The 23,164-nt window shown below is 64.8% G+C and carries 25 protein-coding genes, 1 tRNA gene and 2 pseudogenes; 19 read left to right on the top strand and 9 right to left on the bottom strand.

Translation table 11 applies throughout. The annotated features are described in order from the left end of the window. Positions 1–368: 368 nt before the first annotated feature. Both Pmi06nite_RS19670 and Pmi06nite_RS19665 read left to right on the top strand, forming a co-directional pair. Positions 369–1,214, top strand: a complete 846-nt coding sequence (locus Pmi06nite_RS19670; protein WP_203954519.1) for a helix-turn-helix transcriptional regulator — start codon at positions 369–371, stop codon at positions 1,212–1,214. A 37-nt stretch (positions 1,215–1,251) separates the two neighbouring features. Beyond that, positions 1,252–1,482 (top strand): tyrosine-type recombinase/integrase, encoded by a 231-nt coding sequence (locus tag Pmi06nite_RS19665; RefSeq protein WP_203954768.1) that lies wholly within the window; start codon positions 1,252–1,254, stop codon positions 1,480–1,482. Positions 1,483–1,508: 26 nt separating this feature from the next. On the opposite strand, the gene Pmi06nite_RS19660 is transcribed toward Pmi06nite_RS19665, so the two are convergent. Then, the gene (locus Pmi06nite_RS19660) at positions 1,509–1,997 is read right to left on the bottom strand and encodes a YajQ family cyclic di-GMP-binding protein (RefSeq protein WP_203954518.1); all 489 of its coding nucleotides are present in this window, start codon (positions 1,995–1,997) and stop codon (positions 1,509–1,511) included. A gap of 53 nt (positions 1,998–2,050) precedes the next feature. Then, positions 2,051–2,530 carry a GNAT family N-acetyltransferase gene (locus Pmi06nite_RS19655; RefSeq protein ID WP_239114039.1) on the bottom strand — a complete coding sequence of 160 codons (480 nt, stop codon included), beginning with the start codon at positions 2,528–2,530 and terminating at the stop codon, positions 2,051–2,053. Positions 2,531–2,668: 138 nt separating this feature from the next. On the opposite strand from Pmi06nite_RS19655, the gene Pmi06nite_RS19650 reads away from it, so the two are divergent. Next, positions 2,669–2,750 (top strand) — tRNA-Tyr (locus Pmi06nite_RS19650). Positions 2,751–2,871: 121 nt separating this feature from the next. Here Pmi06nite_RS19650 and Pmi06nite_RS41980 read toward each other — a convergent pair. Continuing rightward, positions 2,872–3,060, bottom strand: a pseudogene (locus Pmi06nite_RS41980) (tyrosine-type recombinase/integrase); the annotation flags it as partial. A gap of 412 nt (positions 3,061–3,472) precedes the next feature. Here Pmi06nite_RS41980 and Pmi06nite_RS19645 point away from each other — a divergent pair. After that, positions 3,473–3,916 carry a hypothetical protein gene (locus Pmi06nite_RS19645; protein WP_203954517.1) on the top strand — a complete coding sequence of 148 codons (444 nt, stop codon included), beginning with the start codon at positions 3,473–3,475 and terminating at the stop codon, positions 3,914–3,916. A 54-nt stretch (positions 3,917–3,970) separates the two neighbouring features. On the opposite strand, the gene Pmi06nite_RS19640 is transcribed toward Pmi06nite_RS19645, so the two are convergent. Continuing rightward, a complete protein-coding gene (locus Pmi06nite_RS19640) occupies positions 3,971–4,483 on the bottom strand; it encodes a YcxB family protein (RefSeq protein WP_203954516.1) in 513 nt (170 codons plus the stop codon). 1,200 nt (positions 4,484–5,683) lie between these two features. Between Pmi06nite_RS19640 and Pmi06nite_RS19635 the strand changes: the two genes are divergently transcribed. Then, positions 5,684–6,184 carry a protein-tyrosine phosphatase family protein gene (locus Pmi06nite_RS19635; protein WP_203954515.1) on the top strand — a complete coding sequence of 167 codons (501 nt, stop codon included), beginning with the start codon at positions 5,684–5,686 and terminating at the stop codon, positions 6,182–6,184. A gap of 716 nt (positions 6,185–6,900) precedes the next feature. Here the strand turns inward: Pmi06nite_RS19635 and Pmi06nite_RS19630 are convergent. Together Pmi06nite_RS19630 and Pmi06nite_RS19625 are read right to left on the bottom strand one after the other, a co-directional pair. Continuing rightward, positions 6,901–7,524, bottom strand: coding sequence for a hypothetical protein (locus Pmi06nite_RS19630; protein WP_203954514.1), 624 nt, complete (start codon positions 7,522–7,524; stop codon positions 6,901–6,903). A gap of 2,071 nt (positions 7,525–9,595) precedes the next feature. Continuing rightward, positions 9,596–10,516 (bottom strand): tyrosine-type recombinase/integrase, encoded by a 921-nt coding sequence (locus Pmi06nite_RS19625; RefSeq protein ID WP_239114038.1) that lies wholly within the window; start codon positions 10,514–10,516, stop codon positions 9,596–9,598. A gap of 442 nt (positions 10,517–10,958) precedes the next feature. On the opposite strand from Pmi06nite_RS19625, the gene Pmi06nite_RS19620 reads away from it, so the two are divergent. Then, the gene (locus Pmi06nite_RS19620) at positions 10,959–11,915 is read left to right on the top strand and encodes a hypothetical protein (protein WP_203954512.1); all 957 of its coding nucleotides are present in this window, start codon (positions 10,959–10,961) and stop codon (positions 11,913–11,915) included. A 762-nt stretch (positions 11,916–12,677) separates the two neighbouring features. On the opposite strand, the gene Pmi06nite_RS19615 is transcribed toward Pmi06nite_RS19620, so the two are convergent. Then, positions 12,678–13,319 carry a TetR/AcrR family transcriptional regulator gene (locus Pmi06nite_RS19615; RefSeq protein WP_203954511.1) on the bottom strand — a complete coding sequence of 214 codons (642 nt, stop codon included), beginning with the start codon at positions 13,317–13,319 and terminating at the stop codon, positions 12,678–12,680. A 191-nt stretch (positions 13,320–13,510) separates the two neighbouring features. Here Pmi06nite_RS19615 and Pmi06nite_RS19610 point away from each other — a divergent pair, with 191 nt between their 5' ends. From Pmi06nite_RS19610 to Pmi06nite_RS19565, 11 genes and pseudogenes are all read left to right on the top strand, one after another. Then, on the top strand, positions 13,511–14,281 hold the full coding sequence (locus tag Pmi06nite_RS19610; protein ID WP_203954510.1) for an SDR family NAD(P)-dependent oxidoreductase: 771 nt from the start codon (positions 13,511–13,513) through the stop codon (positions 14,279–14,281). 53 nt (positions 14,282–14,334) lie between these two features. After that, a pseudogene (locus tag Pmi06nite_RS43005) lies at positions 14,335–14,406 on the top strand (hypothetical protein); the annotation flags it as partial. A gap of 169 nt (positions 14,407–14,575) precedes the next feature. Further along, complete coding sequence (locus tag Pmi06nite_RS42865) at positions 14,576–14,845, top strand: SDR family oxidoreductase (RefSeq protein WP_308442519.1); 270 nt, start codon at positions 14,576–14,578, stop codon at positions 14,843–14,845. Further along, positions 14,838–14,936, top strand: coding sequence for an SDR family oxidoreductase (locus tag Pmi06nite_RS42860; RefSeq protein ID WP_203954508.1), 99 nt, complete (start codon positions 14,838–14,840; stop codon positions 14,934–14,936). Before Pmi06nite_RS42865 ends, Pmi06nite_RS42860 begins: the two co-directional genes overlap by 8 nt. Before the next feature lie 346 nt (positions 14,937–15,282). After that, entirely contained in the window at positions 15,283–15,912 is a 630-nt protein-coding gene (locus Pmi06nite_RS19595; RefSeq protein WP_203954507.1) for a protoglobin domain-containing protein, read from the top strand. A gap of 53 nt (positions 15,913–15,965) precedes the next feature. Continuing rightward, positions 15,966–16,703, top strand: a complete 738-nt coding sequence (locus tag Pmi06nite_RS19590) for a haloacid dehalogenase type II (RefSeq protein ID WP_203954506.1) — start codon at positions 15,966–15,968, stop codon at positions 16,701–16,703. Then, positions 16,691–17,089, top strand: a complete 399-nt coding sequence (locus tag Pmi06nite_RS43000; RefSeq protein ID WP_373317313.1) for a putative quinol monooxygenase — start codon at positions 16,691–16,693, stop codon at positions 17,087–17,089. The genes Pmi06nite_RS19590 and Pmi06nite_RS43000 overlap by 13 nt, the downstream gene beginning before the upstream one ends. Positions 17,090–17,120: 31 nt before the next feature. Continuing rightward, positions 17,121–17,516 (top strand): RidA family protein, encoded by a 396-nt coding sequence (locus Pmi06nite_RS19580; protein WP_203954504.1) that lies wholly within the window; start codon positions 17,121–17,123, stop codon positions 17,514–17,516. A gap of 75 nt (positions 17,517–17,591) precedes the next feature. After that, on the top strand, positions 17,592–18,338 hold the full coding sequence (locus tag Pmi06nite_RS19575; protein ID WP_203954503.1) for a DNA-3-methyladenine glycosylase family protein: 747 nt from the start codon (positions 17,592–17,594) through the stop codon (positions 18,336–18,338). A gap of 205 nt (positions 18,339–18,543) precedes the next feature. Beyond that, a complete protein-coding gene (locus Pmi06nite_RS19570) occupies positions 18,544–19,302 on the top strand; it encodes a 2OG-Fe(II) oxygenase (RefSeq protein WP_203954502.1) in 759 nt (252 codons plus the stop codon). A gap of 12 nt (positions 19,303–19,314) precedes the next feature. Continuing rightward, positions 19,315–19,632: an Ada metal-binding domain-containing protein gene (locus Pmi06nite_RS19565; protein WP_308442512.1), complete on the top strand. Its 318-nt coding sequence runs from the start codon at positions 19,315–19,317 to the stop codon at positions 19,630–19,632. Between the two features lie 528 nt (positions 19,633–20,160). Here the strand turns inward: Pmi06nite_RS19565 and Pmi06nite_RS19560 are convergent. Further along, complete coding sequence (locus Pmi06nite_RS19560; protein ID WP_203954501.1) at positions 20,161–21,042, bottom strand: TIGR03619 family F420-dependent LLM class oxidoreductase; 882 nt, start codon at positions 21,040–21,042, stop codon at positions 20,161–20,163. Positions 21,043–21,046: 4 nt separating this feature from the next. Then, positions 21,047–21,448, bottom strand: coding sequence for a MerR family transcriptional regulator (locus tag Pmi06nite_RS19555; RefSeq protein WP_308442511.1), 402 nt, complete (start codon positions 21,446–21,448; stop codon positions 21,047–21,049). Positions 21,449–22,169: 721 nt separating this feature from the next. Here Pmi06nite_RS19555 and Pmi06nite_RS19550 point away from each other — a divergent pair. Together Pmi06nite_RS19550 and Pmi06nite_RS19545 are read left to right on the top strand one after the other, a co-directional pair. After that, the gene (locus tag Pmi06nite_RS19550) at positions 22,170–22,736 is read left to right on the top strand and encodes a GNAT family N-acetyltransferase (protein WP_203954500.1); all 567 of its coding nucleotides are present in this window, start codon (positions 22,170–22,172) and stop codon (positions 22,734–22,736) included. Positions 22,737–22,983: 247 nt separating this feature from the next. Beyond that, on the top strand, positions 22,984–23,164 hold a 181-nt coding region (locus tag Pmi06nite_RS19545), incomplete at its 3' end, for a hypothetical protein (protein WP_203954499.1).

Here is a 23,164-nt window from a genome sequence, read left to right as displayed (position 1 = left end):
AGCGCAGAGAGACGACATCTACGGCGACAGGCCATGCCACTCCCACGATCACGCCGTATACCCGCGTGTGGGAGTGGCCTGAGCCTCATGGGAAGGGTTCAAGCACTCGGTCGGGTCCTGTCCCGGGACATGCTTGCGTGCGCTCGGCGTGCCGGTCGGAGCGCCTCATGATCCGCTCGGCTTTCCCTGCGCGAGGCGCGCGACGTGGTCCCACTGCTCCAGCCCGGCGAGCCGGCCTGAGTCATCCGGCCGGGCGGCTTCCGGGCCGGTGACCAGCGTTTCGCCGATCGGAGCCGTCAGGCGGAGTCGCCTTACCCAGGGATCGGCGGTCTCTGGCTGCCGGTCTGGCTGTGACGCAGACTCGAAGGGTGGACACCAAGCAGTTGGCGGATTTCCTGCGGGTGCGCAGGGAGGCGCTCGGCCCCGGGGACGTCGGCCTCCCGGGCACGGGGCGTCGGCGTACTCCCGGACTGCGCCGTGAGGAGGTCGCGCGCCTGGCCGACATCTCCACGGACTACTACACCCGTCTGGAGCAGGATCGTGCGCCGCAGCCGTCGCCGGGCGTGCTGCGGGCGATCACCAGGGCACTGCGCCTGACCTTGGACGAGCGCGACCATCTCTTCCGGCTGGCCGGGCACCGACCGCCGGACCGCAGGCGCTCCGACGACCATGTCGCGCCGAGCCTGCTCGGTGTGCTGGACCGCCTTTCCGATGTCCCGGCTCAGGTGATGACCGACCTCGGTGCCACCCTGGTCCAGAACGACCTGGCACGGGCCGTCTTCGGCGACCTCACCCGGCTGCGCGGTGCCGCGGGCACGATGGTGTACCGGTGGTTTACCGATCCCCGCACCCGGGCCGGGTATCCGGTTCAGGATCACGCGATGGAGTCCCAGGCGCTCGTCGCCGACTTGCGGGCCGCAGCCGTCCGCCGCGACGACGCGCAGGCGAAGGACCTGGTCAAACGGCTGCTACGGGCGAGTCCCGAGTTCGAGGCCCTGTGGCGTCTGCATTCGGTGGGAGTGATGCGCAGCAGACGCAAGCGGATCCAGCATCCCGAGGTGGGTCTACTGGAATTCGACTGCCAGATGCTCGTCGACGAGGAGCGCACACAGATCCTCGCCCTGTTCTCGCCGGCGGCGGGCACACCGACGGCGGAGCGTCTCACACTTCTCTGTTCCCTGGGACCGCTCGCCGCCCAGCACACTTCTCGGTGAGCCCGTCCGCCGGGCACCAGACCGTGACGCGGCAGGCATCCCCAAGGGGGCGGGCCTGCACTCCTTCCGTCACTGGTTCGCCACGCTTCTGATTCACAATGGCGCAAGCGTGAAGACGGTACAGATGGCGCCGGGCCATGCCACTCCCACGATCACGCTTGACACCTACGTGGGGGAGTGGCCTGAGCCTCATGAGAAGACCCGCCGCATCGTGGACGATGCCTTGGGCCGTGTGCCCGGCATGTGCCCTGACAAGGTCAGCCGTTGATGAAATGCCAGGTCAGAGCTCGTGTTCTAGCGGTAGTTCGTGAACTGCAGGGCGATGTCGAGATCCTTGCCCTTGAGCAGGGAGATGACCTCCTGGAGGTCGTCCTTCTTCTTGCTGCTGACCCGGAGCTCATCGCCCTGGATCTGCGCCTTGATGCCCTTGGGGCCCTCGTCGCGGATCAGCTTCGAGATCTTCTTCGCGTTCTCCTGGTCGATGCCCTCCTTGAGGGCGACCGTCAGCCGGTATTCCTTGCCGGAGAGCCTCGGCTCGCCCGCGTCGAGGACCTTCAGCGAAAGGCCCCGCTTGACGAGCTTCTCCTTGAACACATCGAGGACGGCGTTCGCGCGCTCCTCGCTGTTCGCCTTGATCTCGATGCTCTCGCCCGACCAGGAGATCTCCGCCCCGGTGCCCTTGAAGTCGAATCGGTGCCCGACCTCCTTGGCCGTCTGATTCAGGGCGTTGTCGACCTCCTGCCGGTCGATCTTGCTGACCACGTCGAAACTGCTGTCGGCCATCGGTGTCCGTGTCCTCTCCTCGTTGCCTTCTGAGATTAGTGGCCCAGGCGTGATCAGAGGTCTTTGCGCATGACAACACGGGGTGCCAAGTCGATGCCCAGCGCGTGCTCCTGCCGTACGAGTGCGGTCAGCTCGGGACCCCACTCCTCGGAAGGCAGCACGGCGAAGCCGCGGACGGCGTACCAGGGGGCGTTCCACGGGACATCGCGGAACGTCGTCAATGTCATCGCCGCCGCACCGGCTGCCGACGCCGCGTCGCAGGCGGCGCTGAGCAGGTCCGTGCCGATGCCGCGTCTCCCGTGATCAGGATGTACGGCGAGCTGTTCGAGGTGCGCGAGCCCGTCGACGGTCCCGAGCATGGCGAACCCCACCGGCGGCCGGCCCGCGACGATCACGCTCTCCGGGTCGTCGCATTCCTCGATCATCGTGGTTCCGGGAGGGAAGAAGATGCCCAGGGGCGCGAACATCCCGTCGGCCGCGAGCTCCACCGTCACCAGCGTTTCAAGGTCACCGGTCTCGGCCCATCTGATCACGCTTCTACTATGGCGTGCCTCGGCGGCCGGGTGGCGAAATCTCCGGTTCGCCCGAGTCCTTCCCCGGGAAAACGGGCGTCACGTGCACCCTGGAAGTCCGCTATCCTTCTTGCTGTCGCTGCGGTGAGCAGCTGACACGGCAGGTTGCCCGAGTGGCCAAAGGGAGCGGTCTGTAAAACCGTCGGCTCAGCCTACGCAAGTTCGAACCTTGCACCTGCCACACCAGCCAAAAGAGGCCCGTCACCAGCGGAAACGCGGCGGCGGGCCTCTTGCTGTGTGTCCGGCTGTTCATGGTCGTCAACGGCGATCTACGGATGCTCGCGTCGTATACGCGTCGGCGATCAGTCGGTGTCTTGGGATGGTTTCAGAGCGTCGGCGATCAGCTTCCGGGCAAGGTCATCTTGGCCGACGATGCACTTGGCATAGACCCGCAGCAGCACGTTGACGCTATGCCCCGCCCACTCGGCAACCTGCGGAGCCGGAACCCCGGCATTGAGCCATGTCGAGACACACGCGTGCCGCAGATCGTAAACCGGCGTCTACAAGAACATGTCGCGGGGAATCGTCGCCCTGGTTTTTCGCTGCGAGGCCACCAGAGGAAGCCTCTCCCTCAATAAGGAGGTCCAGAGCTTCCACTGGGCTACGCCGACCGAGGTGTCCCAGATGGTTACCGAGGCATTTGCGGTCCGCGTGCTCGACGCCTTGCACGAAGGTGCACCAGCCATCAGGCAGCACGACGGCGTGCATCTTGTCTAACCTGCTCTGAGTGTCCGGGCCCGCCCCTTCCGAAGGGCCGGGACCCGTCCATGGTCGCCTCGTCATGCGATCTGCTCAGCAGATCACCGTCCTGTGACGCCAGCCTGTTGCCAGCGGACAAGAGGGATGCTGGCTACGGCCTGAATCCCGTGGAGCCTCTCCGCGGCTACGTGATCTACTGCCCGTGTGGGCAGCTCGTACATGGACTACCGCGGATCTGGTTTCTGGGTCCGCGACTACCAGGCAGAAGTGTGGCTGTACCTCCTGGCGCAGGAGGGGGCCGACACGATCCCCGAGGCTCCCGCATGGCTCGCTGGTGCCCGGGATGACTGGCTGACACAGGCCACGGCCGGCTTCATGGGATGCGTGTCGTCCTACATGGACGACCATCTCGGAACGGAACCAGATCGCGTTGCGCTTGCCCTTGACCTGTCGGAGCGGGTCCAGCGGCGACTGCTCACGTGGTCTCCGGCCATCCCGAAGGATCTCGTGAACTCCTTCGGCACGGGCGGCGAGCAGGAGTCATTCAACGCGGACCTGCCCACCGGCCCACTGCTGGCATGCGGTCGTGCCTTCATCAGCCTGCTCCGCGGAGAGTTCCCACCCGGAAACGACGGGTGGGCGCACTGAGACCATCCTGCCTGTTCGCCTGTCTGCTGGAGTGTGTTGCCGGGTTCCCCGGGGTCAGACTCGGGTGGCGTTCCGGTTGAGGACGGCGTGCAATCGGTCGACGTCCGCCGGTTCCGCGACACCGCGCTTGGGGAGGACGACGAATGCGACGCGATACTTGTCGGGCGTCATCAGGACGAACAGCTCATCCGTCTCTGCGTACCGGGTGAGCATCGGCCACCGGAACGTCATCTCGCTATCCCGCGAGGTCACCCGCACCCCGCTGTCGTCCACGATGGCCTGGAATTCCCCTTGCGGGGCGACCATCTTGTGTATCTGCCGCCCCTTGAGCGTAGGAACCAGTACATGCATACCGATGAACAGGGCCAACGCCGCGAGGCAGAGCACCGTCGAGCCGGGTTTCCTCGGACCCATGAAGTTCAGGATAAGAACGCTCAGCACAACGATCGCGCTGGCCAGGAGCACCCCGTTCCACAGGCGGCTGGTTCGCCTCCGCGCGCGGATCGCCCCCACCGCGTCCGCGGTCGTTGGCAGGTAAGCCAACTCCACTGAGCTCGGTTCCTGCACGGCCACTCCCAGGGTTGTCGCGCTGCCGAGCCGTGATCGTACCGGGACCCACCAACAGCTCGGGGACCGGCTACGCCTTGTCGAACTGGACCAGCTCCTCGTTTCAGAACGTGCCGCCGAAGCGGCGGTCGCGTCAAGCAAGTCTCTGGGGCAGGACAAGATCCCGATCAGCTGAGCTGTTACAGATTTCCTCCCGTGGTCAAGCCGCCTTCGGCGGACAGCCGGTTGCCGGGGAGAGGTGAAGGGAAGCCGGGTAGGCACCTCGACGATCCAAGGAGGAAGGCGGCCCGCGGGGATGGGCACGCTGGGGAAGTTGGGTCGGCGGAGGAGACGTTTCCGAAGCTGCTTCCGGGACACTGCAGGGGGTCGATCGAGGGGGATGCACAGCGCTGCCCAGGTCGTCATCATGGCCCCGCACTCTCGCAAGGTGCACGGACTCAATGGTCTACCGGTTGGCCGCGCGCCCGCCCACCGGCGGGCTGCGGCTCTTCGGCCGGTCCCGCCGGCGGCGGCGCGCACCACCGCCGACAAGCGGCGGTGACCATCGGATCGACGGCATAGCGGCTTGTGCCAATGAAGGTCTCTCCCCAATGGGTGAACGGTCATAAGCACGGGGCAGGCAGAGCAGCCGAACATGACCGGAGACCAGAGGCGACGCTGTGCGAGAGAAAGAGAAAGTGGGAGTGAGAGGCGGAGGAATGCCGGGGATGACCTCGAGGCTCCGCCCCGAACCCCGGGGCGCTCCAGCTCCGAGAGAAGGATGCCCGCACCATGGCGGGCCGTAGCTGGTTGAGGTGGAAGTCCTGATCGCTCGCCTGCCATCGACCCAGGCAGAGCCCAGCAGACCGACTCCTCCAGGTCAAACCCGGCCGTGCAGGCAGGGCAACCAGTGCGCGTGGAAGGTCACCGGGAACATGGAACACGCGACGCCGGGCCTGCCCCTCCGTCGCCGGCCCGCTGTCCTTCGGATGGGTCGACAGCAGACGAGAGATCAGGACCGGCGGCGGATACTGGCGGCACCTCTCATGCCTGCGCGCTACGCCCTGCTGGCGGGGGTGGGATTGCGCCCAGCACTGCCCGAAATCGCCCTGCCGAGCATCGATCAAATGATGTTGGTCTGGCTTCGAATGTAGGGTGAATCTCGTGACTTGCTGATTCGCCCGTCCATACACGGCCGGGTCGTGTGATGGAGAGGTGCAGATGCGCATCGAGGGCCGGGGCGCACCCTACGCCGACTCGCCTTGGAGCGAGATTGTTCCTGGTCTGTTCATGGGCGGTCATCACTACCGCGAATCGTCCGGTGAACTTCTTCCGGTAGTCGTTCGCGACGAGTTCGATGTTGTCATCAGCCTCTACCGTCGTGACGGGCATGGCCCAGCTGAAGCAGTCATCCACCGCTGCTGTGAGATGCCGGACGGACCGCTCACATCTCAACAACTCGCTGAGGTCTTAGAACTCGGGGAGTTTGCTGCGGCAGCCGTGGAGGCTGAGCGCAAAGTCCTGGTTCGTTGCCACGCCGGCTACAACCGGTCGGGCCTCGTCATCGTCCAGGCGCTCCTGACCCTCGGATACTCAGTGGATGACGCGATATTCCTTGTCCGTTACCGGCGTTCGAAGTGGGCGCTGAACAATCACTTGTTCGTTGACTACCTGACGACAGGGCTTAGCGTCGCTGGACTGCTTGTTGGACTCGACGGCTGAGGCGCCGCCCTGCGTGTTCAACTGCGTGACAACGCCGACGTACAACCTTGGACACTGGCGTACGGCTGCGGACGATCCCTACAGGTGAAGAACCGTGTTCGGGCAGTTCGAAAGCCAGTTCCGCTTCCCTGATAAGGAAGAAGTCGACGACGGTCAATCGCCGATAAACCACAGATAGCGGTGCGGGGCCTTGAGCACGGTCCGGCCGAGGGCACGGACTTCGTCGACCCACTGTGACTCTCGGTTGGCAGTCGCTCCAACTCCTTCAGCAGGACCGGGACTTGGCGCTGATTGAAGATCGCGTCGCCATACGGGTCGAGGCCGCCCAGCGTCGGAAACTCCGCCTGGTCCAGGCCGCCCACAGTCTCGAACCACGGCAAGCCACAACCCGCCGTGGCGACGACATCGCCGTTCTCAGATCGCACCTGCATATTGATCACCGGCCGACCCTATCGGGATGAAACGACGAGATATGCCTCGATGGCAGGTACCTAAGAAGCACTCGGGTCAGGTTGTTCACGAAGGCATGCCGGGCCGGGGGCACTTTGGGGGCACACGGCTCCGGAAAGCACTGGCAAGCGATGACAACGAACGGAAGCGTTTTCCCTGGTCGCCTGCGGTTCAGTGCGAATCCGTGCAGGTAGAGAGAATGCGGAATCAGAACCCGGCCTACAGGCCGACTCGCGCAGGTCTACAGCCACGCCCTGTTGACACGGCTATCGACGACCCAACCCCTCGGCGTCGTGATGGGCGCCTCCTACGGCTTGGCTATTTGCTGGGTGCTGACGGATGATCACTGTCCCCCGACGTTTGTTGCGATCTAGGTCGCCCCGCATGCAATGGCGCAACTCGGCAAATCGGTTCGCCCACTGATCCTGAGCGGCACGGTAGGCCGGGTCATCGTGTGTCCCTCCTCCGCCTTCCACAAGATCGCGCAGGCTTCTCAGAGCATTGAATGCAGAGGTGGATGCCTCGATCACCTGGTCTGGTGCGACCAGTGCAACTTGGTACCGCATCTCATATGCTCTGGCATCCTTGAAGGCATCAAAGGCCAGGCGAGCCCTGTCGTCAACGGATGCCACCGAAAGCCGAGCGGCGACTCGAAGGTTATGCCGCGTCAGAGACAGTGCTGCGAGGTAGTCCCCATATACCTGACGTTTGATAGCACGGTCGCCTTCTCGTTCGCTGCGACTTGCCCGTGTCCAGTCAGCAACAAGCGTTGCGCCGACGCCAATCACGGCGCCAAGTACCGTGCTTAGTAATGGTATCCAGTCCATCTTAAAAAGATTACTGACTGTTCCCTCGTGCGTGACGAACTGAGTGACAACCGTCGCGAACATCCGCGAACCTCAGCGAGCAGTAATGGTCCGTTTGAGCAGGTCAACCGCGGCAACAGCACACGTCGTGGTACCCGCGCGTTGGCTTCGCATAGAAGGGGTCGAGCGAGACCGCGTGTGAGTGGGTCCGCTTTGCACCCCCTGGCGGCAGCAGCAGGGCTAGATCTCGATGCGTCGTTGCCACCATGGAAGGGACTGCGGAGCAAAGGGGTCGTTGACCGTTCGCTTGAGGATCCGTGCGTCGATGGGGGCGATGGCGGCCCTCAGTTCGCGTTGTGCGCGGGGTCGCAGGTTCCAAAGGGTAACTTCGAGCAGAGTGCGGATGTGGCCGGTCGGTACGTCGGAGTACCCGTGGAGCCATTCCTCAGCATTGCGGGGACGTCCGGCGCGTAACGCCCATCGCCGGAACGCTAGGGCGATGTCTCCTCTGTATAGTCCGCGGTCACGCTCGAACTGTGCTATTTGACGATTTGCCGAGGCGGAGAGACCTCGGATCACGGTTCGCTTGTCGGCCCTGGTTTTCCTGTGTGGAAGACGGGACCTGATCTCGCCCGATGATCGGCGAGGCATGTGGACTTCCAGAATGCTCATGTTCGACGAAGTACGTCGACCATAGCCGCATCGGCAGGTCCCACGCCACAGGCCCACCACGCGGCCGGCGGAGTCCAGCTGTGTACAGCAGTGAGGTACAGCAACGGGGGCGCACGACACCGCCGAAGGCCGAACACGATCACACACCTCAGCGCGGGATAAGGCCAGACACCGGGGACTTGCCAATAGTTCGCATCGAAGGGGTCTAGGCGAGGGAGTGTCAGGCGGCTCAGGGTGCGGGGCTAGTCGCTGGACCGCCGCCGCGAACCCGCCTGAGAAGCTCGTCAAACCCTCGCTGGCAGACAGCCCACTGGATGTCATCGCTGCCGTCATCCGCTAGCACGAGACTATGAACGATGGGCTCATGGCAGGGTGGTGTGCCATGAGCGCTGCAGCCACCTCGCGCAGCCGTTCGATCTTGCTTCTTGTACCAACTGGGTGGCTGAGGATCGAGGATCTGCTTGATGCTCGTCGTCATAGTCTGACGCTAGAACCTTGGCGGCTGAGGCGGGGCACTTTTACATGCACACCGCTGTAGACCGAACGCTCGCGTCGTATGCGCGTCGCTGCTTGGGCTCGCTTAATCGTTTCCACGGTGTTTTAGCACGTCAGGTGGTAGGTGATACTCCGGCTGGCAGCGCTCTGTAAAACCGTCGGCTCAGCCTACGCAAGTTCGAACCTTGCACCTGCCACACGGGATTTTCCCAGCTCAGAGGCCCTCCGGGGCCTCTTTTGCTTTCCAGGGCCATGCAGCCATGTGCCGCCCTGAGCGGCCGTTTGTAGGTGCTCACGGGATATACGCGGGATGGATCTTGGCGCGTTTCGCCAGTTCAGCGGCCATGTACGGGATGACTGCGGGATGAAACCGCGTCGCCGCCATCGTAGGCCGGGAACGCGTCGTCGAACACGTGTGGCGCGGAGATGACCCTCCGGCTGTCCGCGATGGCGTGCCAGGATGTGGTGCATGCTGATCCGAAAGGGACATGCCGCGTAAGCCGCCCGGAACTCTGCGGTCTCGGTGGAAGCGATCACCCGAGGCCACGCCACATAAGCACATCCGTGGACTCTCTGCCAAAGCCCATAGGGCCGTACAGCGACTGGAAGATCAACGTCTCTGGCCGAATGCCGTTGCCAATGCGTTGGATCAGTACGCAAGCTTTCTGCGACGTCCGGGCCAGTACCTCTATGTGAACCCGGAATGCCCCTGCTGTGATCCAGTAGAGGCTCGTGATCTCTTGGAAAAGGCCTTGCGAGCCCTCCCGGAGCCTGCTCACTCCGAGCTACGCCTGTTTGTGGCGCGATTGGACGAGCAGTTCCGTAACCGCACCTTGCCCGATCCGAAAGCAGAGGCCATAAGCGCATGGCATGCGGCCGCATGGTGGCGTCAGCGCTTGACGAGTCGGTGATTGTTTCGCAGATCAGGACGTAGGAACGCGGCAGAGCCCCGGAGGGCTTCCGGGACCCTGTCCTAAGGCTTCGCACGTCACGCTGCCAAGGCGTCATCAATCCGCCGGTTGGCGATCTCCTGCTGTCCGTCGACGCACTTGGCGTACACGCGGAGGAGGACGTCAACGCCGTGCCCGGCTCTCTCGGCCACATCAGGAGCCGGCACGCCTGCATTGAGCCAGAGGGATACGGCCGCGTGTCGAAGGTCGTACGGCCTGCGCGCCAGCGGTGAGGCGACCTGGGCAGGAGTGAAGGCGAGCGTTCGAGCTTCTTGCCACACCTCCGTGTAGGCCGTCGAGGCGATCACTCCGCCGCGCTCACTGTGGAAGATTCGGCCATCCGACCCGATGCCGAACTCTTTGATGTGTTGCCGAAGGATCTTGACCAAGGCGGGCGGGATCGGCACCGGCCGTACGTCATCGCGGCCCCTGTGCTTGAGGCCGCGTTGCTCGTGGGCGTCGCCGCTGTCTGTCCACTTGGTTTTGACCTCAGGCCGGGAGACGTCCACGAGGAGCCGACCCCAGCCGGTTGCCGGAAGGTTGCAGTCCTGCTCTCGAAGGGCGACAGCCTCGCCGGGACGAAGAGCCGCGTAGTACATGCAGGCGAACAGAGCCACGAGTCGCCGGCCCCGGCCGCGCTTGCCTACGTAGGAAACCGCGGTGAGCAGCTCCTCGGCCTGCCGAGGATTGATGACCATGCGAGGGTCGACGGTCTCCGTGGTCTTGGGAGGCGTCCACTTGATCTTGTGTAGTGGGTTGGAGGGCAACTCTTCAAGCTCCACCGCGTACTCAAGGACGTGGTGCAGGACCGCCCTCTTGCGCCGGACCGAGTTCGCGCTCGCCGCTTGTCCGTCGAGGCGGAGCGCCAGTGCGTCGAGCGCCAGCCGTACGGCTTTCGCGTCGTTCAGGTCGGTCAGGGCGAGCGAGGCGGATTCCAGCCAGTGGACGGCCCGAGCCATTTCGGGAGGTATCTCGCCCCGCTTGCTCTCGGGGAGAAGCATCCCCCAGGGGGAGCGGTACGGTCGCAGAAAACGTCCCTTCGAGAGGACGCCTCATGCTGGTCATCGGCACAAGGATCCGCTAGCCGTCGCCGTGGTCGGCGCGATCCACAGCGGCGATCAGGAACTCTTGCGCCGACTGCTGACAGAGAACCCAGGTCTGGCAACGGCTGGGCTCGATGACGACCCGGACGACGGCCATGGCTGCGGTTCGTCGCCGGTGACCCACCCTCTATAGCAGACGAAATTGATCACGCCTTCTGGCTGGTTTCCACCTCGACCACCATCACCAGGTCCGCTACCAGGACGGATACGACTTCGTGGCTTGAACACCCGAGACTACCCGGGGCGACCCTGATAGCGATGCGGATGTGGAAGCATCAGCCGCCGTACCCTGGCGTCCATGATCGAGCGAGTAAAAGTCGCAGTCATAGGGGTCGGCAACAATGTTTCCGCACTGGTGCAAGGGATAGCTCTGCACTGTGCCACGGGGCGGCTGGTCGGGGTCCGCCGGCCGGTGCTCGACGGATTGGGCGTGGGTGACATCGACTTCGTGGCGGCGTTCGCCTTGTCCCCGGAGAAGGTCGGGAAGGATCTCACCGAGGCGATTTTCGTGCCGCCCAACAACTTTCCGCGGCTCACCAGCGAGCTGCCGCTATCGGGCGTCACGGTGCGCCGCGGCCTCACCGGTGCCACCGAGGTGGAGCGCGTGGCCGGGGAGCTTGCCGGAGCTGAGGTAGTGCTTTATGCGGCTCCCAGTGGTCGGCAGGAGACGGCGCAGGCTTATGCCGAGGCGGCGCTGCGGGCAGGGGCGGCGTTCATCAATATCACCTCCGATGCGGTGGCCCGCGATCCGCAGTTGCTGGATCGGTTTGTCGCGGCTGGGCTGCCCCTGCTGGGTGACGACCTGACCAGCCAGTTCGGCACGTCGGTCGTGCATCATGCCCTGCTGCGGCTGCTGGAGGAGCGGGGCCTCACCCTGATCAGCTCCTACCAGGTCAACTTGGGAGGCACGGAGGACTTCCGCAACCTGGTCGAGAACAGCAACACCAAAATGCAGTCCAAACTCAATGCCCTGACCGCAGATGAATCCGCAGCAGGCCGGGTGGAGCTGGCTCCGCTCGGTTACCTGCCGCATCTGGAGTCACACAAGGTGGCGCACATCAACATCGAGGCGCAGGCCTGGGGCGGGACCTCGGTCAGCCTCGATCTGAAGCTCAAGGTACACGACCCCAGCGGTGGCGCCGGGGTGACCATCGACCTGATCCGCATAGCAGCAAACGCGTTGCGGCAGCGCCGCGCCGGCTATCCCGCCGAGGCAGCACCGCTACTCAAATCCCCTCCCGGGACCTCCGTCTGATAGGGCGTATCTAGAAGCAGGTCGGCTCCTAGATCACAGATCGGAACGCAAGTCCCTCAGAGGGAGCCGAACCCAAAGACGATGCCTCCGGCGGGGGCACTCGGCTCCGGGATGATCGCTGGCACGCGACCGCAGGGCCGTAGCTGGCTGAGGTAGAGGCCCGCGCATCCCCGTCTGCCACCGACCCAGGCAGAGCCCAGCAGACCAACTCCTCCGGCGCAAGCCCGTCTGTGTCCCTTGACGTCCAATGGCCGTGGAACGGCGACCGGCTGACGTACACGCGAAGACGGGCTTGCACCTCCGTTGCCGGCCCGCTGTCGCTTCGCGATGGGTCGACGGCAGACGGGATGCGCGGAGGGGGCGAAGCGTGCGGGCCCGCACGAGATCAGACCAGCGCGGGATATCTACGGGATGACCTTTCCCGCGGTCAGCGCTTGTACCCCGCCTGAGTGCCAGCCCTCGGGCCTCAGGCCTCATCCAGATGCTTGTGCCATTTCCCGAGGCGCTGGATCAGTTCTACGACGGCGGACCGTTGCGGGCCGTGAGCGCGGAGCGTGTAGTGCCGGACGCGAAGCTCCTCGGCCGTCTTATCCGCAACTCGTTCTGCTGACGCTGACCGTGTTGCATGCCTGGATGAGGCTCTGGGTGTGGGCGGCAGGCGCGCAGGGATGCCGTATTTGTCTTGTGCGAAGCGGGTGGATCGGGGCCCTGAACGAGATTTGGGGACGAACTCGACGACGATTGCGTCAGCCGGTGTGTGGCTCAGTCGTCAAGGCTTCTTTCGGTGGCGAAAGTCTCTAGGTAGGAGACGGCGGCGTTGAGTGCGTCGCGCAGGGGATCGATGCGGCGGAGGGTCTGGGCCAGGAGCATGCCACCCTGCATGGTGCCGAGCAAGGCGTGGGCGAGAGCATCAGGATCGGCGTCGCGGCGCAGGTCCCCACGATCCCGCATGATGTGCAGGCCCTGACGGAACAGGTCGAGCCATTGCTCATAACCGACGGCGATGTCGGCGCGAGTCTCGGGGTCGGACTCGACGAGTTGGCCGGCCAGCGATCCGAATTCGCAGCCACCCGCGCAGCCGCGTGCCGCCTGCTTTTCGGTGATGAGCTTCGCCCACAGGCGCCAGGCGTCGAAACTGTCCAGTTTGCCCAGCTCGGGGTGGCGGTGAGCGTCCAATGCGCTCTCCGCCTGCCAGGCGATGACGTCCTTGATCAGAGCCTGCTTGTCGTGGAAGTAGTGGCTCATCTGTGAGCCGCTTACGCCTGCGGCCTCACGAACGTCGGTGATGTGGGTGGCGGCCACGCCTTGTTTGAGGATCAGGTCCGCAGCCGCTCCGAGGATGCGCTTCCGAGTGGCCTGCCCCTTGCGAGTCAGGCGCGCAGGTTCCTTCGTCGCGTCGACCATGACGCCACCCTACCAACAAAAGTGGGTTGCAGATCCCACTAGATGCGGATCTCAGGGGTGCAGCCAGGTTTGGAAATTGGGTTTGACATCCCATTCTGCCCCGGCGTAGCTTCTGGGATTGCCAACCCAAAATGGCGACGTATCGATCTCTCTGCGACTTTCCTGTCGCGTTCACCTCGGAGGACTCCCTCATGGCTGCACCTGTCGTTCTCATCACTGGCGCGCTCACTGGCATCGGCCGTGCCACCGCCTTCGCTTACGCCCGGCTGGGTGCCGAACTCGTCGTGTCGGGGCGTCATCAGGACGTCGGTAACGCCCTGGCGAAGGAACTCGGCGACGTCGGCGCGCACGCGCAGTTCGTCCGCGCCGACGTCCGCCTCGATGACGACATCGCCAGCCTCGTCGACCGCACCCTCGAACGGTTCGGCCGCCTCGACGTCGCTTTCAACAACGCCGGCACCGAAGGACAGCCTGGCCCTGTCACGGAGGTCACTAAGGAGACCTACGCGGCCACGTTCGACACCAACGTGCTCGGCACGCTGCTGAGCATGAAGCATGAGTTCCGCGCCATGCGTGCCCAAGAGGGCGGCGGCAGCATCGTCAACGTGAGCTCCACCTACGGACTCATGGGCTTCCCCGACGCCGCTCTCTATGTCGGCAGCAAACACGCCATCATCGGCATTACGAAGGCCGCTGCTCTCGAAGGTGCCGCCAGCGGAATCCGGGTCAACGTCGTGGCGCCCGGCTTCACCCAGACGGCCATGTACGAACGCGTCACAGGCAACGACGCCGTCCGCAACGCGGTCAACTCCGTGCTGCCCATGCACCGCCCCGGCACCCCGGAGGAGATCGCGGAAGCCGTCATTTACCTCGGTTCCGCGAAGTCCGCCTACGTCACCGGGCAGGCAATCACCCTTGACGGCGGTCTCATGGCGGGCTGGCCGCTCTTTCCCGCCGCCTGACATCCGTCAGCGACAACACCCGAGACCACCGCGACACACAGGGGAGACCTGGGATGGGACAGCTTGACGGCAAGACAGCCCTCGTCACCGGAGGATCGACGGGCATCGGACTCGCGGCCGCCCGTCGGCTGGCTGAACAGGGCGCGCACGTCTACGTGACCGGACGCGGAGGTGGCGCGATCCATCCTCTCGAAACCGTGACGGAGGAGTACTACGACCCCACGTTCGCCACCAACGTCAAAGGCATCTTCTTCACCGTGCAGAAGGCTCTCCCTCTTCTGGAAGAGCGCCTCGATCATTCTGACGTCCTCAACCGAAGCCTCGGCGGCACATCCCGGGCTGAGCGTGTACGCAGCCACGAAGGGTGCCGTCCGCACACTCGCCCGCTCCTTCGCCAACGAACTGCAAGTCAAGGGCATTCGCGTCAACGTCGTCAGCCCCGGACCCATCGACACACCAGGAGTCGACGGCCTGGCCCCTGACCAGGCACAGGTCGCCGGCTTCAAGGCGGCGCTGGCAGGCACAGTCCCCATGAACAGACTGGAGTCCCGAGGAGGTGGCTAACGCGGTCTTGTTCTTGGCCGGCGACCAGAGCACGTTCACCACCGGAGCTGAGATCTTTGTGGACGGCGGCCTCAACCAGTTCCATATGTGACGCCTCAGCCACTCGCGAGGGGCCGCCTGACCGGACGCCGTTCCCGGCGGACGAGGCCGCGTCTGCCGAACCGCGGCTCCTCGCCACAATCGGACCAGGTCAAGCCCAGCACTATTCGAGCGCCGTCGAAGCATCGCGCGCTTACGGTCGATGTGTAGCACCTACCGAATGGGTAGGCCAGGGAGAAGCCGGATCTCAAGGGACTCGCGGCCCAGGTCAGAGACATCTCGGTTCTATCCATGAAATGGACACGTCTCCGCTGATCAAAGGCGCGGCGCAGGATGCCGGGGCCGGAGCACTGTGATCCTTCAAGGCCCGATTGTGACGTCGTACCAAGGGGGCTCCTGTGAAAACTGAGCACACTCCGACACCGAAACTCGTCACCGAGCATGCCGACGCCATACCCGGCTACACCTACGGCACGGCCGAGGCCGCCACCTCGCCGTTGACCATGCAGGACCTGGAACGGCTCAAGGAAGTGGTGGGGCTCACCGAAGAGGATCAGCGAGCTCTCGCGGATGCCGCGCGCATCCTCGCCGACCAGGCCGACGACATGGTGACCGCCTACCGCCAACGGCTCGGCGAGTTGCCGTTCATGCGCCCGTACTCCGGCCATCCCGACGGCAGGTCCAATCCCGAGTACGGCGCGGCGTCCAAGCCACGTTTCGACCGGTTCATCATCGACGCCTGTACCCGCCCGCTGGATCAGGACTGGTTGAACTACCAGCAGGAGATCGGGCTGCGTCACACCCGGGCCAAGAAGAACGCCACCGATCATGCGGACTCCCTCGACCACATTCCGATGCGTTACCTGCTGGCCTTCACCGCCGTCGTGATCGCCACGGCGCGGGAGTACCTGGCCGCCAAGGGCGCCTCGCCCGAGCAGGTCGACCGCATGCACGCGGCCTTCACCAAGTCGGTCATGCTGCACGTCACGGTCTGGACCCGGCCCTACGTGGACGCCGCCGACTGGTGACCGCCGGGGGAGGCGGACCAACCACCCGCGGAACTGAATGGGGGATGACAACGATGAACCACAACCTGGCCACGCCCGCCGGCGCCGACGGCGAGTGGATCGGTGGCGAGCCCCACGTTCTCGTCTTCGACGTGAACGAGACGCTGATTGACTTCGAGTCGATGGACCCGCTCTTCGAGAAGATCTTCGGCGACGCTCGGGTCATGCGCGAGTGGCTCAGCCAGCTGATCATGTACTCGATGACGATCACTCTGTCCGGCCTCTGGGAGGGCTACTTCGCTCTGGGCCAGGGGTTGCTGAAGATGGTCGGCGACGTCCACGGCGTCCAGGTCACCGACGACGACGTGGAGGAGATCGGGCAGGCCATGCTGACCATGCCCGCCCATCCCGACGTCGAGCCGGGTCTGACCAAGCTCAGAGACGCGGGCTTCCGCCTGGTCACGCTGACCAACTCGCCGGCCAACCCCGGCGGGCAGAGCCCGCTGGAGCACGCCGGCCTCGCGCCGTTCTTCGAGCGGCAGTTCACCGTCGAGACCGTCCGCGCCTACAAGCCCGACACACACGTCTACCACCTGGTCGCCCAGGGGTTGGCGGTGCCGCCGTCCACATGCTTCATGGTCGCCTGCCATGTCTGGGACACCGTGGGCGCCCAAAGCGCCGGCTACACAGCTGGGCTGATCACCCGGCCGGGCAACGCGCCTCTGCCCGTCACCTCGCTGCCTCAGCCCAACATCGTCGCACCGGACCTGCCCGGCCTGGCCGACCAGCTCATCCAGCGATGGCGCTCGTAGGCCACGCACGGAGCCGCCGGGATCACGCACCCGCCGCCGGAGACGGGCACATGCGAGGCGACCCGTCAGCGACCTGGCATAGGGGGGTGCGCACCCTGCTCTCGAAAATCACCGAGGCGACCCGCACAGAGCCGGGCAACATCTGTTTCATTCCTTATCAGCAGCTCGAAGGCGACCTCGAGGTCATCGTCCTGGAGCGTTCTGTATCGCAGCGCGCGTTCGCAGCCCATCAGCAGGACGCCGCACTTCAAGGACATCGTCATCGGCCAGATCATTCCGCTGCTGGACGAGCGCACCCTCGAGACCTACGACGTAGACGACTGGCGCGACGCCGGGAGTTGCGGGAAGCCGAAACCGGCGAGAGCAGGACTCGCCGGTCTAAATAGACCCGCGCATACTCACTAACGGGAGTCGACGATGAACAGACAGATCATCCGCGTCGAGCCGTTGTCGACCTACCTGGAGCGGTGGAAAGCGCCGACCTCGGCCGTCACCCGAAGCGGTGACACCATCTATGTCTCGGGATTCCCGCCCTTCGACCCTGACACCGGTGACGTCCTGGAGGGCGCCTCGATCGAGCGTCAGACCGAGCTCGTCCTGGAGCAGATGAAACTCTGTCTGGAGACGGCGGGCTCGACCCTGGAGAACGTCCTCAAATGCAACGTGTACTGCACATCCGTCGACAAGTTCGCCGCGGTCAACGCCGTATACAGCCGGTACTTCCCCAGCGATCCACCCGCGCGGATCTTCGTGTGCGTTCCCGCATGGCCCGGCCCCTTCGACATCGAAATCGACTGCGTCGCAGCCGTGTGACCTCTTCCGCAGGCCGCGGCCCGCGCCTGTCGGGTCAGACGGATCAGAGGCCGGCCGCCTGGAAGGGAAACCATCATGAACAGCGATCATGAGCGCCAGTACCGGTTTCTCGCCGATCGTGATCCAGTCCTCGCACGCCTGGTAGAGGCGTACGGTCATCCGGACCCTTTCGAGTGGCACGACGGCGGCCGTACCGGATCGAGCAATTTCGCGGCGATGACGCTGCATATCGTCGGACAGCAGATCTCCGCCGTCGTGGCGTTCATCGTCTTCGATCGGATCGCGGCCACCGTCGGCGGTATCCCCACGCCCGACGGCGTCATCGCGTTGGGTGCCGAACGATTGCGCGAGTGCGGGCTGTCCCGAGCGAAGGCGGCTTACGTCCTCGACCTTGCACGCAGGCAGGTGAGTGGCCTCATCGATATTGAGGACATGGCCGACCTGGACGACAGCGCGGCGATAGCCGCGCTGACCGCGGTGAAAGGTATCGGGCTGTGGTCGGCACAGACGTTCCTGATCCACCAACTCCATCGCAGCGACATCCTGCCCGCCGGCGACGTCGGCATCCGCCGCGCCATCCGCAAGGCGTGGCAACGCGAGGATCTGCCTACTGTGGAGGCCGTGCAGAAGATGGCGACCGCATGGGCGCCCCACCGGACGTATGCGGCCACGCTGCTATGGAGATCCCTGCGACCCGCAGACGAGTTGTCCGACCCCAAGGCCCGCGCCTTGAGCCGGGAAGCCGCTATCGAGTCGCGAAACAGGCACGTAAGGAACGTGGACCTGCATGATTCCGGCCAGGCCGATCGGTTCGTAACTTAAGCATGGAGGCCTTCGGTGCAGGCGGTCTGGGCGAAAACGCGGGCGTAGGGAGTCGTCTGGGTAGCCCACGTCGCTCATGCGACTTCGGGTGATGCGTTCTCACGTTTCGCGGCCACCGAGCGTCTACACGCGTGGAAGACCGCACCAGCGGCCCACGCCGTGGAAGGACAAAAGGCATGGCCGCCCTTCTTACGTTGGAGGCGACATGAACGCCATCACCGCCACGTCGCGCGCGGGACGGAACACCGCCGTTGGGAACCCGTTCGCCCAGCGGGTCGCCGCCGCGGACTGGGACTCGGTCACCGGCGAGGTCGACGAATACGGATGCGCGCTGCTGCCGCAACTGCTCACGCCCGCCGAATGCTCCGACCTGGCCGGACTGTACGACCAGCCGGAACTGTTCCGCTCCACTGTCAACATGCGACGGCACCGGTTCGGCGAGGGGGAGTACCGCTACTTCGACCATCCCTTCCCCGAGGCCGTGCAGCGGCTGCGCGAAGAACTGTATCCGCGGCTGCTGCCCATCGCCCGCGACTGGTACGGCAAGCTCGGCCGCGACGCGGAATGGCCCGACACCCTGGCTGAATGGCTGGAGATCTGCCACAGCGCCGGCCAGGGCAAACCCTCTCCGATCCTCCTGCGCTACGAGGCGGGCGGCTGGAACGCGCTCCACCGAGACATCTTCGGCGAGAAAGTCTTCCCGCTCCAGGTCGTCATCAATTTGAACACCCCCAACGAAGAGCACACCGGAGGTGAGTTCTTGCTGGTCGAACAACGCCCTCGGGCGCAGTCTCGCGGAACGGCGGTCCTCATTCCTCAAGGCCACGGTCTGATCTTCACCACCCGTGACAGACCTGTGCCGTCTGCACGTGGCTGGTCGGCGGCACCCGTACGCCATGGTGTGTCCACCGTCCGAACAGGCCGGAGGCATACCCTCGGCCTGGTCTTCCACGACGCCACCTGACCCGGATTCACAATGGACCAGGGAAGCGGCGGCGCAATGCCGAAGGAAAAGATCTACAGGCTTCTCGGCGCAGGTCGCGACCACTACGAAAGTGCGGTGCCTGGTGCGCTCGGGGGCCACAGGCCCAGAAGAATCTACGGGCGGCTGGATTGCCGGTCAGCTCTCCGCGCGATAGCCCGGGGCGGCTATGTGAACAACCGGGTGTTCTTCGCCGACGAGGAGACTGCCTTGGCCGCCGGATACCGGCCCTGTGCACGGTGCCTCCCGGACAGATACCAGGCATGGAAACGCGAAACAGATCTACGCCCGACAGAAGAGGAATCTCGATAACCGGTCGCAGCCGTGAACGCGTTGGCAGTGTTGCGCGATGACGGCCTGATCGAGACCCGCCAAGGGTCGGGAAGCTTCGTGACCGCCTCGCCTGCCGGTGACATCGAGCGCCAGACGCAGGCGGACGGTCACAGCGAGGAGTTCCGGGTCATCTCTGACCAGCTGAAAGAGATCCGTCAGCACATGCGCACGCTGAGTTCTAGGCTGGACGCCCTAGAGGCTCAGACGCCTCCCCGGCAGCGCGCAGGACTCTGGGCCGTCGCCGCCCGCCCGCCGCGCCGTACCCACGCGATCGGCCGGCCTCTGGTCGCGCCGCCGCCCCATGCAGCACGACGATCGCCACGGGGTGGCCGAGGTCTGTCGTGGTCGGGGGCGATCGAAGATCCAGGGTTCGTTCCTCACCCTGGCTTATCGGGGCACGTGGTTGATCATTGATGTGTCGTACGGAACGGGGGAGCTAACGTTTGCATGCATCCCGTGGATCAGTGAACCGGAATGTGGGCGACCTGGTTGAGCCGGGGTTGCAAACTACAAAGGGGAGGGACGGGAACTTCCAGCGTCGAGGCTTGGCATGACCTGTTCGGCGATCCAGGCCAGCGCGTCGGGCAGCGCCGCTGCGGACACTGGCAGCCACAGCGAGCACGTGGTCACGCCCGCCGCCTTTAGTTGACCGAGTTCCTCCACCACGCTCCCGGCTGAGGGTCGCGTTCCACCCAGCGGAGAGACCGGCACTCGCCCGATCTGGCGGACTCCCGGCGGGACCAGGAAAGCTACCGAGGTCAGTGCCAGCGTCGCCGGATCGCGGCCGATGCTCTCGGCCAGGTCAGCTATGCGCCTGCGGACTCCGGCCATGGCAGCAGGGTTTCCCGACCCATGCCAAGCATCACCGAAGCACAGCGCCCGTCGAAGTGCCGCATCGCTGTCTCCGCCCACCCAGACCGGCGGCCCTCCGGGAGTGAGCGGTGAAACGCCGATGCGGGCCTCGGTGAACTCCTCCTGCCACAGCGCCTTCATCGTGGCCAGGTTCTCGTCGGTACGTCTCCCCCGCTGTCCGAACGGCACCCCGACTGCGGAGAACTCAGCGGCATCCCAGCCGGTTCCGACCCCGAGCACGAACCGCCCACCGGACAGGAAATCCAGCGAGGCGGTCTGATGGGCAAGGATGACGGGCTGGTACAGCGGCGCGATGAGGACGCTGGTCGCGATGCGGATCCGCGAGGTGGCTCCGGCGACGGCCGACAGGAGCACGATGGGGTCCAGGGTCGCGCCCAAGCCGGTGCGCAGCACGTGGCTGCCCGCGATGACGTGATCGAAGCCCAGCCGCTCGGCTGTGCGGGCGGTCTCCAGGACACCTTCCAGATCACCGTCCCGGTCAGGCCAGAGCCGATGCGGGGCGATTCCCAACCGCATGGCGTCAGCTCCCTACGGTCTGGCCGAGCGCGGCACGCGTCCGCAATACCTGCTTAGCCAGCCGCTCGCGCACTTCCAGCAGCGTGGCTATCCGCCCGTCCAGCACTGCCAGACGGTCGGTCGCCGTCCGCAGCGCACCCTCGCACCGGGGCAGAGTACCGAGCGGCCGCTCCAGACACCCCTTGTCCAACGCGTCGCGGATATCCTCCACGGTCAGGCCCGCATCCAGCAGATCCCGGATGTTGGCCGCACGGACAGCGACCGCCTCATCGTATTCTCGGTATCCGTTGGCCCCACGCCCGGCGTGGATCAGACCCTGCTGCTCGTAGTACCGCAACGACCTCGCGCTGACGCCGGTCCTGCGGGACAACTCCCCGATGCGCATCTCGACGGTTCTCCTTCGCACGCGCCGACGCTAAGACCCTGACATTAGTGTCAAGGTCAAGAACCGTTGTCCCCACTATCAATAACGGCCCTCAGCGGGGCCGCACGCCGACACCGTCACGGCGTACGCCGCGTGCCCGTTGCGTGCCCGTTCGATCAGCGACCAGCGGTGAACCACAGGGACTCACGGTCACTCGACCCGCATACCTCGAGGCCACCCTTTTCTCAGCTCCGGCGTCAAGATCATGAAAGACTTCCCAAGCTGATGACTCGCTCTCCGCTGGGATGCTGTTCGTGTGAAGGATAAGGAACCGCTGTTCAAGATCGATTCTGTCCACGAGTTGCGCGCCCTGCACCGCATGCTGATGAGGCGCAAGTTTGAGAGGCCGCCAGACGAATTCTTCGGAAGCCATTTTGTCGCATCGATAACGTCAAGCATCTCGTGGGACTAGACAACGCGAGTCGTGGACCTAGGGTGTTCTCCAAACGGCAGTCCATTTACGATCGGGACCACTGTGATCGAGCGAAAGTAATCCAAGATTGCGTTTGCAGGATTCCATGGCTACCCCGGCGAGCCCGTTAAGCCCGTTGCCTTGAATTGACCGAAGCCCGCTCAGCGGCGCTACGAGGCGTGATCCATACACTTCCCTAGCTGACAGCGTGGGTTCGACCCCGTCCTGCCCAAGGATGCGAGGGCCATGGAAAGTTCCGAGGGCCGGCCAAGCGTCGGAGAATGAGCGTTTATGACGGCAATCCTGTCTGTGGAGCCGACTGCGTCCGCACCTGCGTTGCGCCTGCGTCCCTGGCGAGCAGAGGATGCGGTAGCCCTTGTGGCGGCTCACCGCGATCCGCTTCTGCGCCGCTGGCTGACCACCTCACTTGTCAGCGATACAGAGGCGCGTCGATGGATCGATGATCAGAGCGAAGGGTGGGCCGCCGGCGTCCGGCTCAGCTTCGCCGTCCTGGAGTGCGGAGGCGAGGAGCGCGATCCTGGTCGTCCGGTTGGGCACATCGTGGTCAAGGCGACCGACCCGAACGAGGCTGCGGCAACAGTCGGTTACTGGACATCGGCCGAAGTCCGAGGGCAAGGCATCGCCAGCCGGGCCCTTGAGGTTGTATCGCGTTGGGCGCTCGGCGCGCAGCGCATAATGCCTCTGGCCCGCCTCGATCTGCTGCATGCTGTCGATAACCATGGTTCGTGCCGTGTGGCAGAGAAGTGCCGATATGTCCTTCGCTCCGTGCTCCCTGCCCAACCGCCGGCTTTCCCGCACAAGGGGCACCTACACGTCCGCATGAACAGTGACATGTGAGATCTACTGGCCGTCAGTGCACTTACTAACAGAAGGCGCCGCAGGGGTCGTCGCGGGATATGCGCGGGATGATCTTTCCCGTCGAGGCCCATTCCATAGTCGTATACGCAGCTCGTGGGTACCAAGCAGCGGACAACCTCGGTCACCTGTAAAACCGTCGGCTCAGCCGACCGCAAGTTCGAACCTTGCACCTGCCACCAGCAGGAAATATGGCCCCTGACCAGCAGAAATGCTCGTCGGGGGTCGGGTGCGTGAACAACTGCGTGTAACGGCGGCGAGCGGTTTGCAGCAGGCTGATCTATATGCGAGTTTCGCCGAAGGGTGCAAGCATCGCCGGGCGACCTGGAAGGTGAATGACTTGAGTGAGCCTGCGGTTCGGCCGAGCGAGACGACGGTGCCGTTGATGCCATGCGCGTCAGTGGAGGAAA

It is taken from the genome of Planotetraspora mira, assembly GCF_016863275.1.
In the GTDB taxonomy this organism is placed as follows: Bacteria; Actinomycetota; Actinomycetes; order Streptosporangiales; family Streptosporangiaceae; genus Planotetraspora; species Planotetraspora mira.
This window is presented reverse-complemented; position numbering and strand designations above follow the sequence as displayed.

What these genes read in the sequence shown, in the direction of transcription:
- Pmi06nite_RS19610 (WP_203954510.1), top strand. Translation starts at nt 13,511, where the DNA reads ATGGCTGCACCTGTCGTTCTCATCACTGGCGCGCTCACTGGCATCGGC.
- Pmi06nite_RS19660 (WP_203954518.1), bottom strand. Translation starts at nt 1,997, where the DNA reads ATGGCCGACAGCAGTTTCGACGTGGTCAGCAAGATCGACCGGCAGGAG.
- Pmi06nite_RS43000 (WP_373317313.1), top strand. Translation starts at nt 16,691, where the DNA reads ATGGCGCTCGTAGGCCACGCACGGAGCCGCCGGGATCACGCACCCGCC.
- Pmi06nite_RS19625 (WP_239114038.1), bottom strand. Translation starts at nt 10,516, where the DNA reads ATGGCTCGGGCCGTCCACTGGCTGGAATCCGCCTCGCTCGCCCTGACC.
- Pmi06nite_RS19615 (WP_203954511.1), bottom strand. Translation starts at nt 13,319, where the DNA reads ATGGTCGACGCGACGAAGGAACCTGCGCGCCTGACTCGCAAGGGGCAG.
- Pmi06nite_RS19590 (WP_203954506.1), top strand. Translation starts at nt 15,966, where the DNA reads ATGAACCACAACCTGGCCACGCCCGCCGGCGCCGACGGCGAGTGGATC.
- Pmi06nite_RS19635 (WP_203954515.1), top strand. Translation starts at nt 5,684, where the DNA reads ATGCGCATCGAGGGCCGGGGCGCACCCTACGCCGACTCGCCTTGGAGC.
- Pmi06nite_RS19580 (WP_203954504.1), top strand. Translation starts at nt 17,121, where the DNA reads ATGAACAGACAGATCATCCGCGTCGAGCCGTTGTCGACCTACCTGGAG.
- Pmi06nite_RS19575 (WP_203954503.1), top strand. Translation starts at nt 17,592, where the DNA reads ATGAACAGCGATCATGAGCGCCAGTACCGGTTTCTCGCCGATCGTGAT.
- Pmi06nite_RS19620 (WP_203954512.1), top strand. Translation starts at nt 10,959, where the DNA reads ATGATCGAGCGAGTAAAAGTCGCAGTCATAGGGGTCGGCAACAATGTT.
- Pmi06nite_RS19560 (WP_203954501.1), bottom strand. Translation starts at nt 21,042, where the DNA reads ATGCGGTTGGGAATCGCCCCGCATCGGCTCTGGCCTGACCGGGACGGT.
- Pmi06nite_RS19570 (WP_203954502.1), top strand. Translation starts at nt 18,544, where the DNA reads ATGAACGCCATCACCGCCACGTCGCGCGCGGGACGGAACACCGCCGTT.
- Pmi06nite_RS19565 (WP_308442512.1), top strand. Translation starts at nt 19,315, where the DNA reads ATGGACCAGGGAAGCGGCGGCGCAATGCCGAAGGAAAAGATCTACAGG.
- Pmi06nite_RS19550 (WP_203954500.1), top strand. Translation starts at nt 22,170, where the DNA reads ATGACGGCAATCCTGTCTGTGGAGCCGACTGCGTCCGCACCTGCGTTG.
- Pmi06nite_RS19630 (WP_203954514.1), bottom strand. Translation starts at nt 7,524, where the DNA reads ATGTTCGCGACGGTTGTCACTCAGTTCGTCACGCACGAGGGAACAGTC.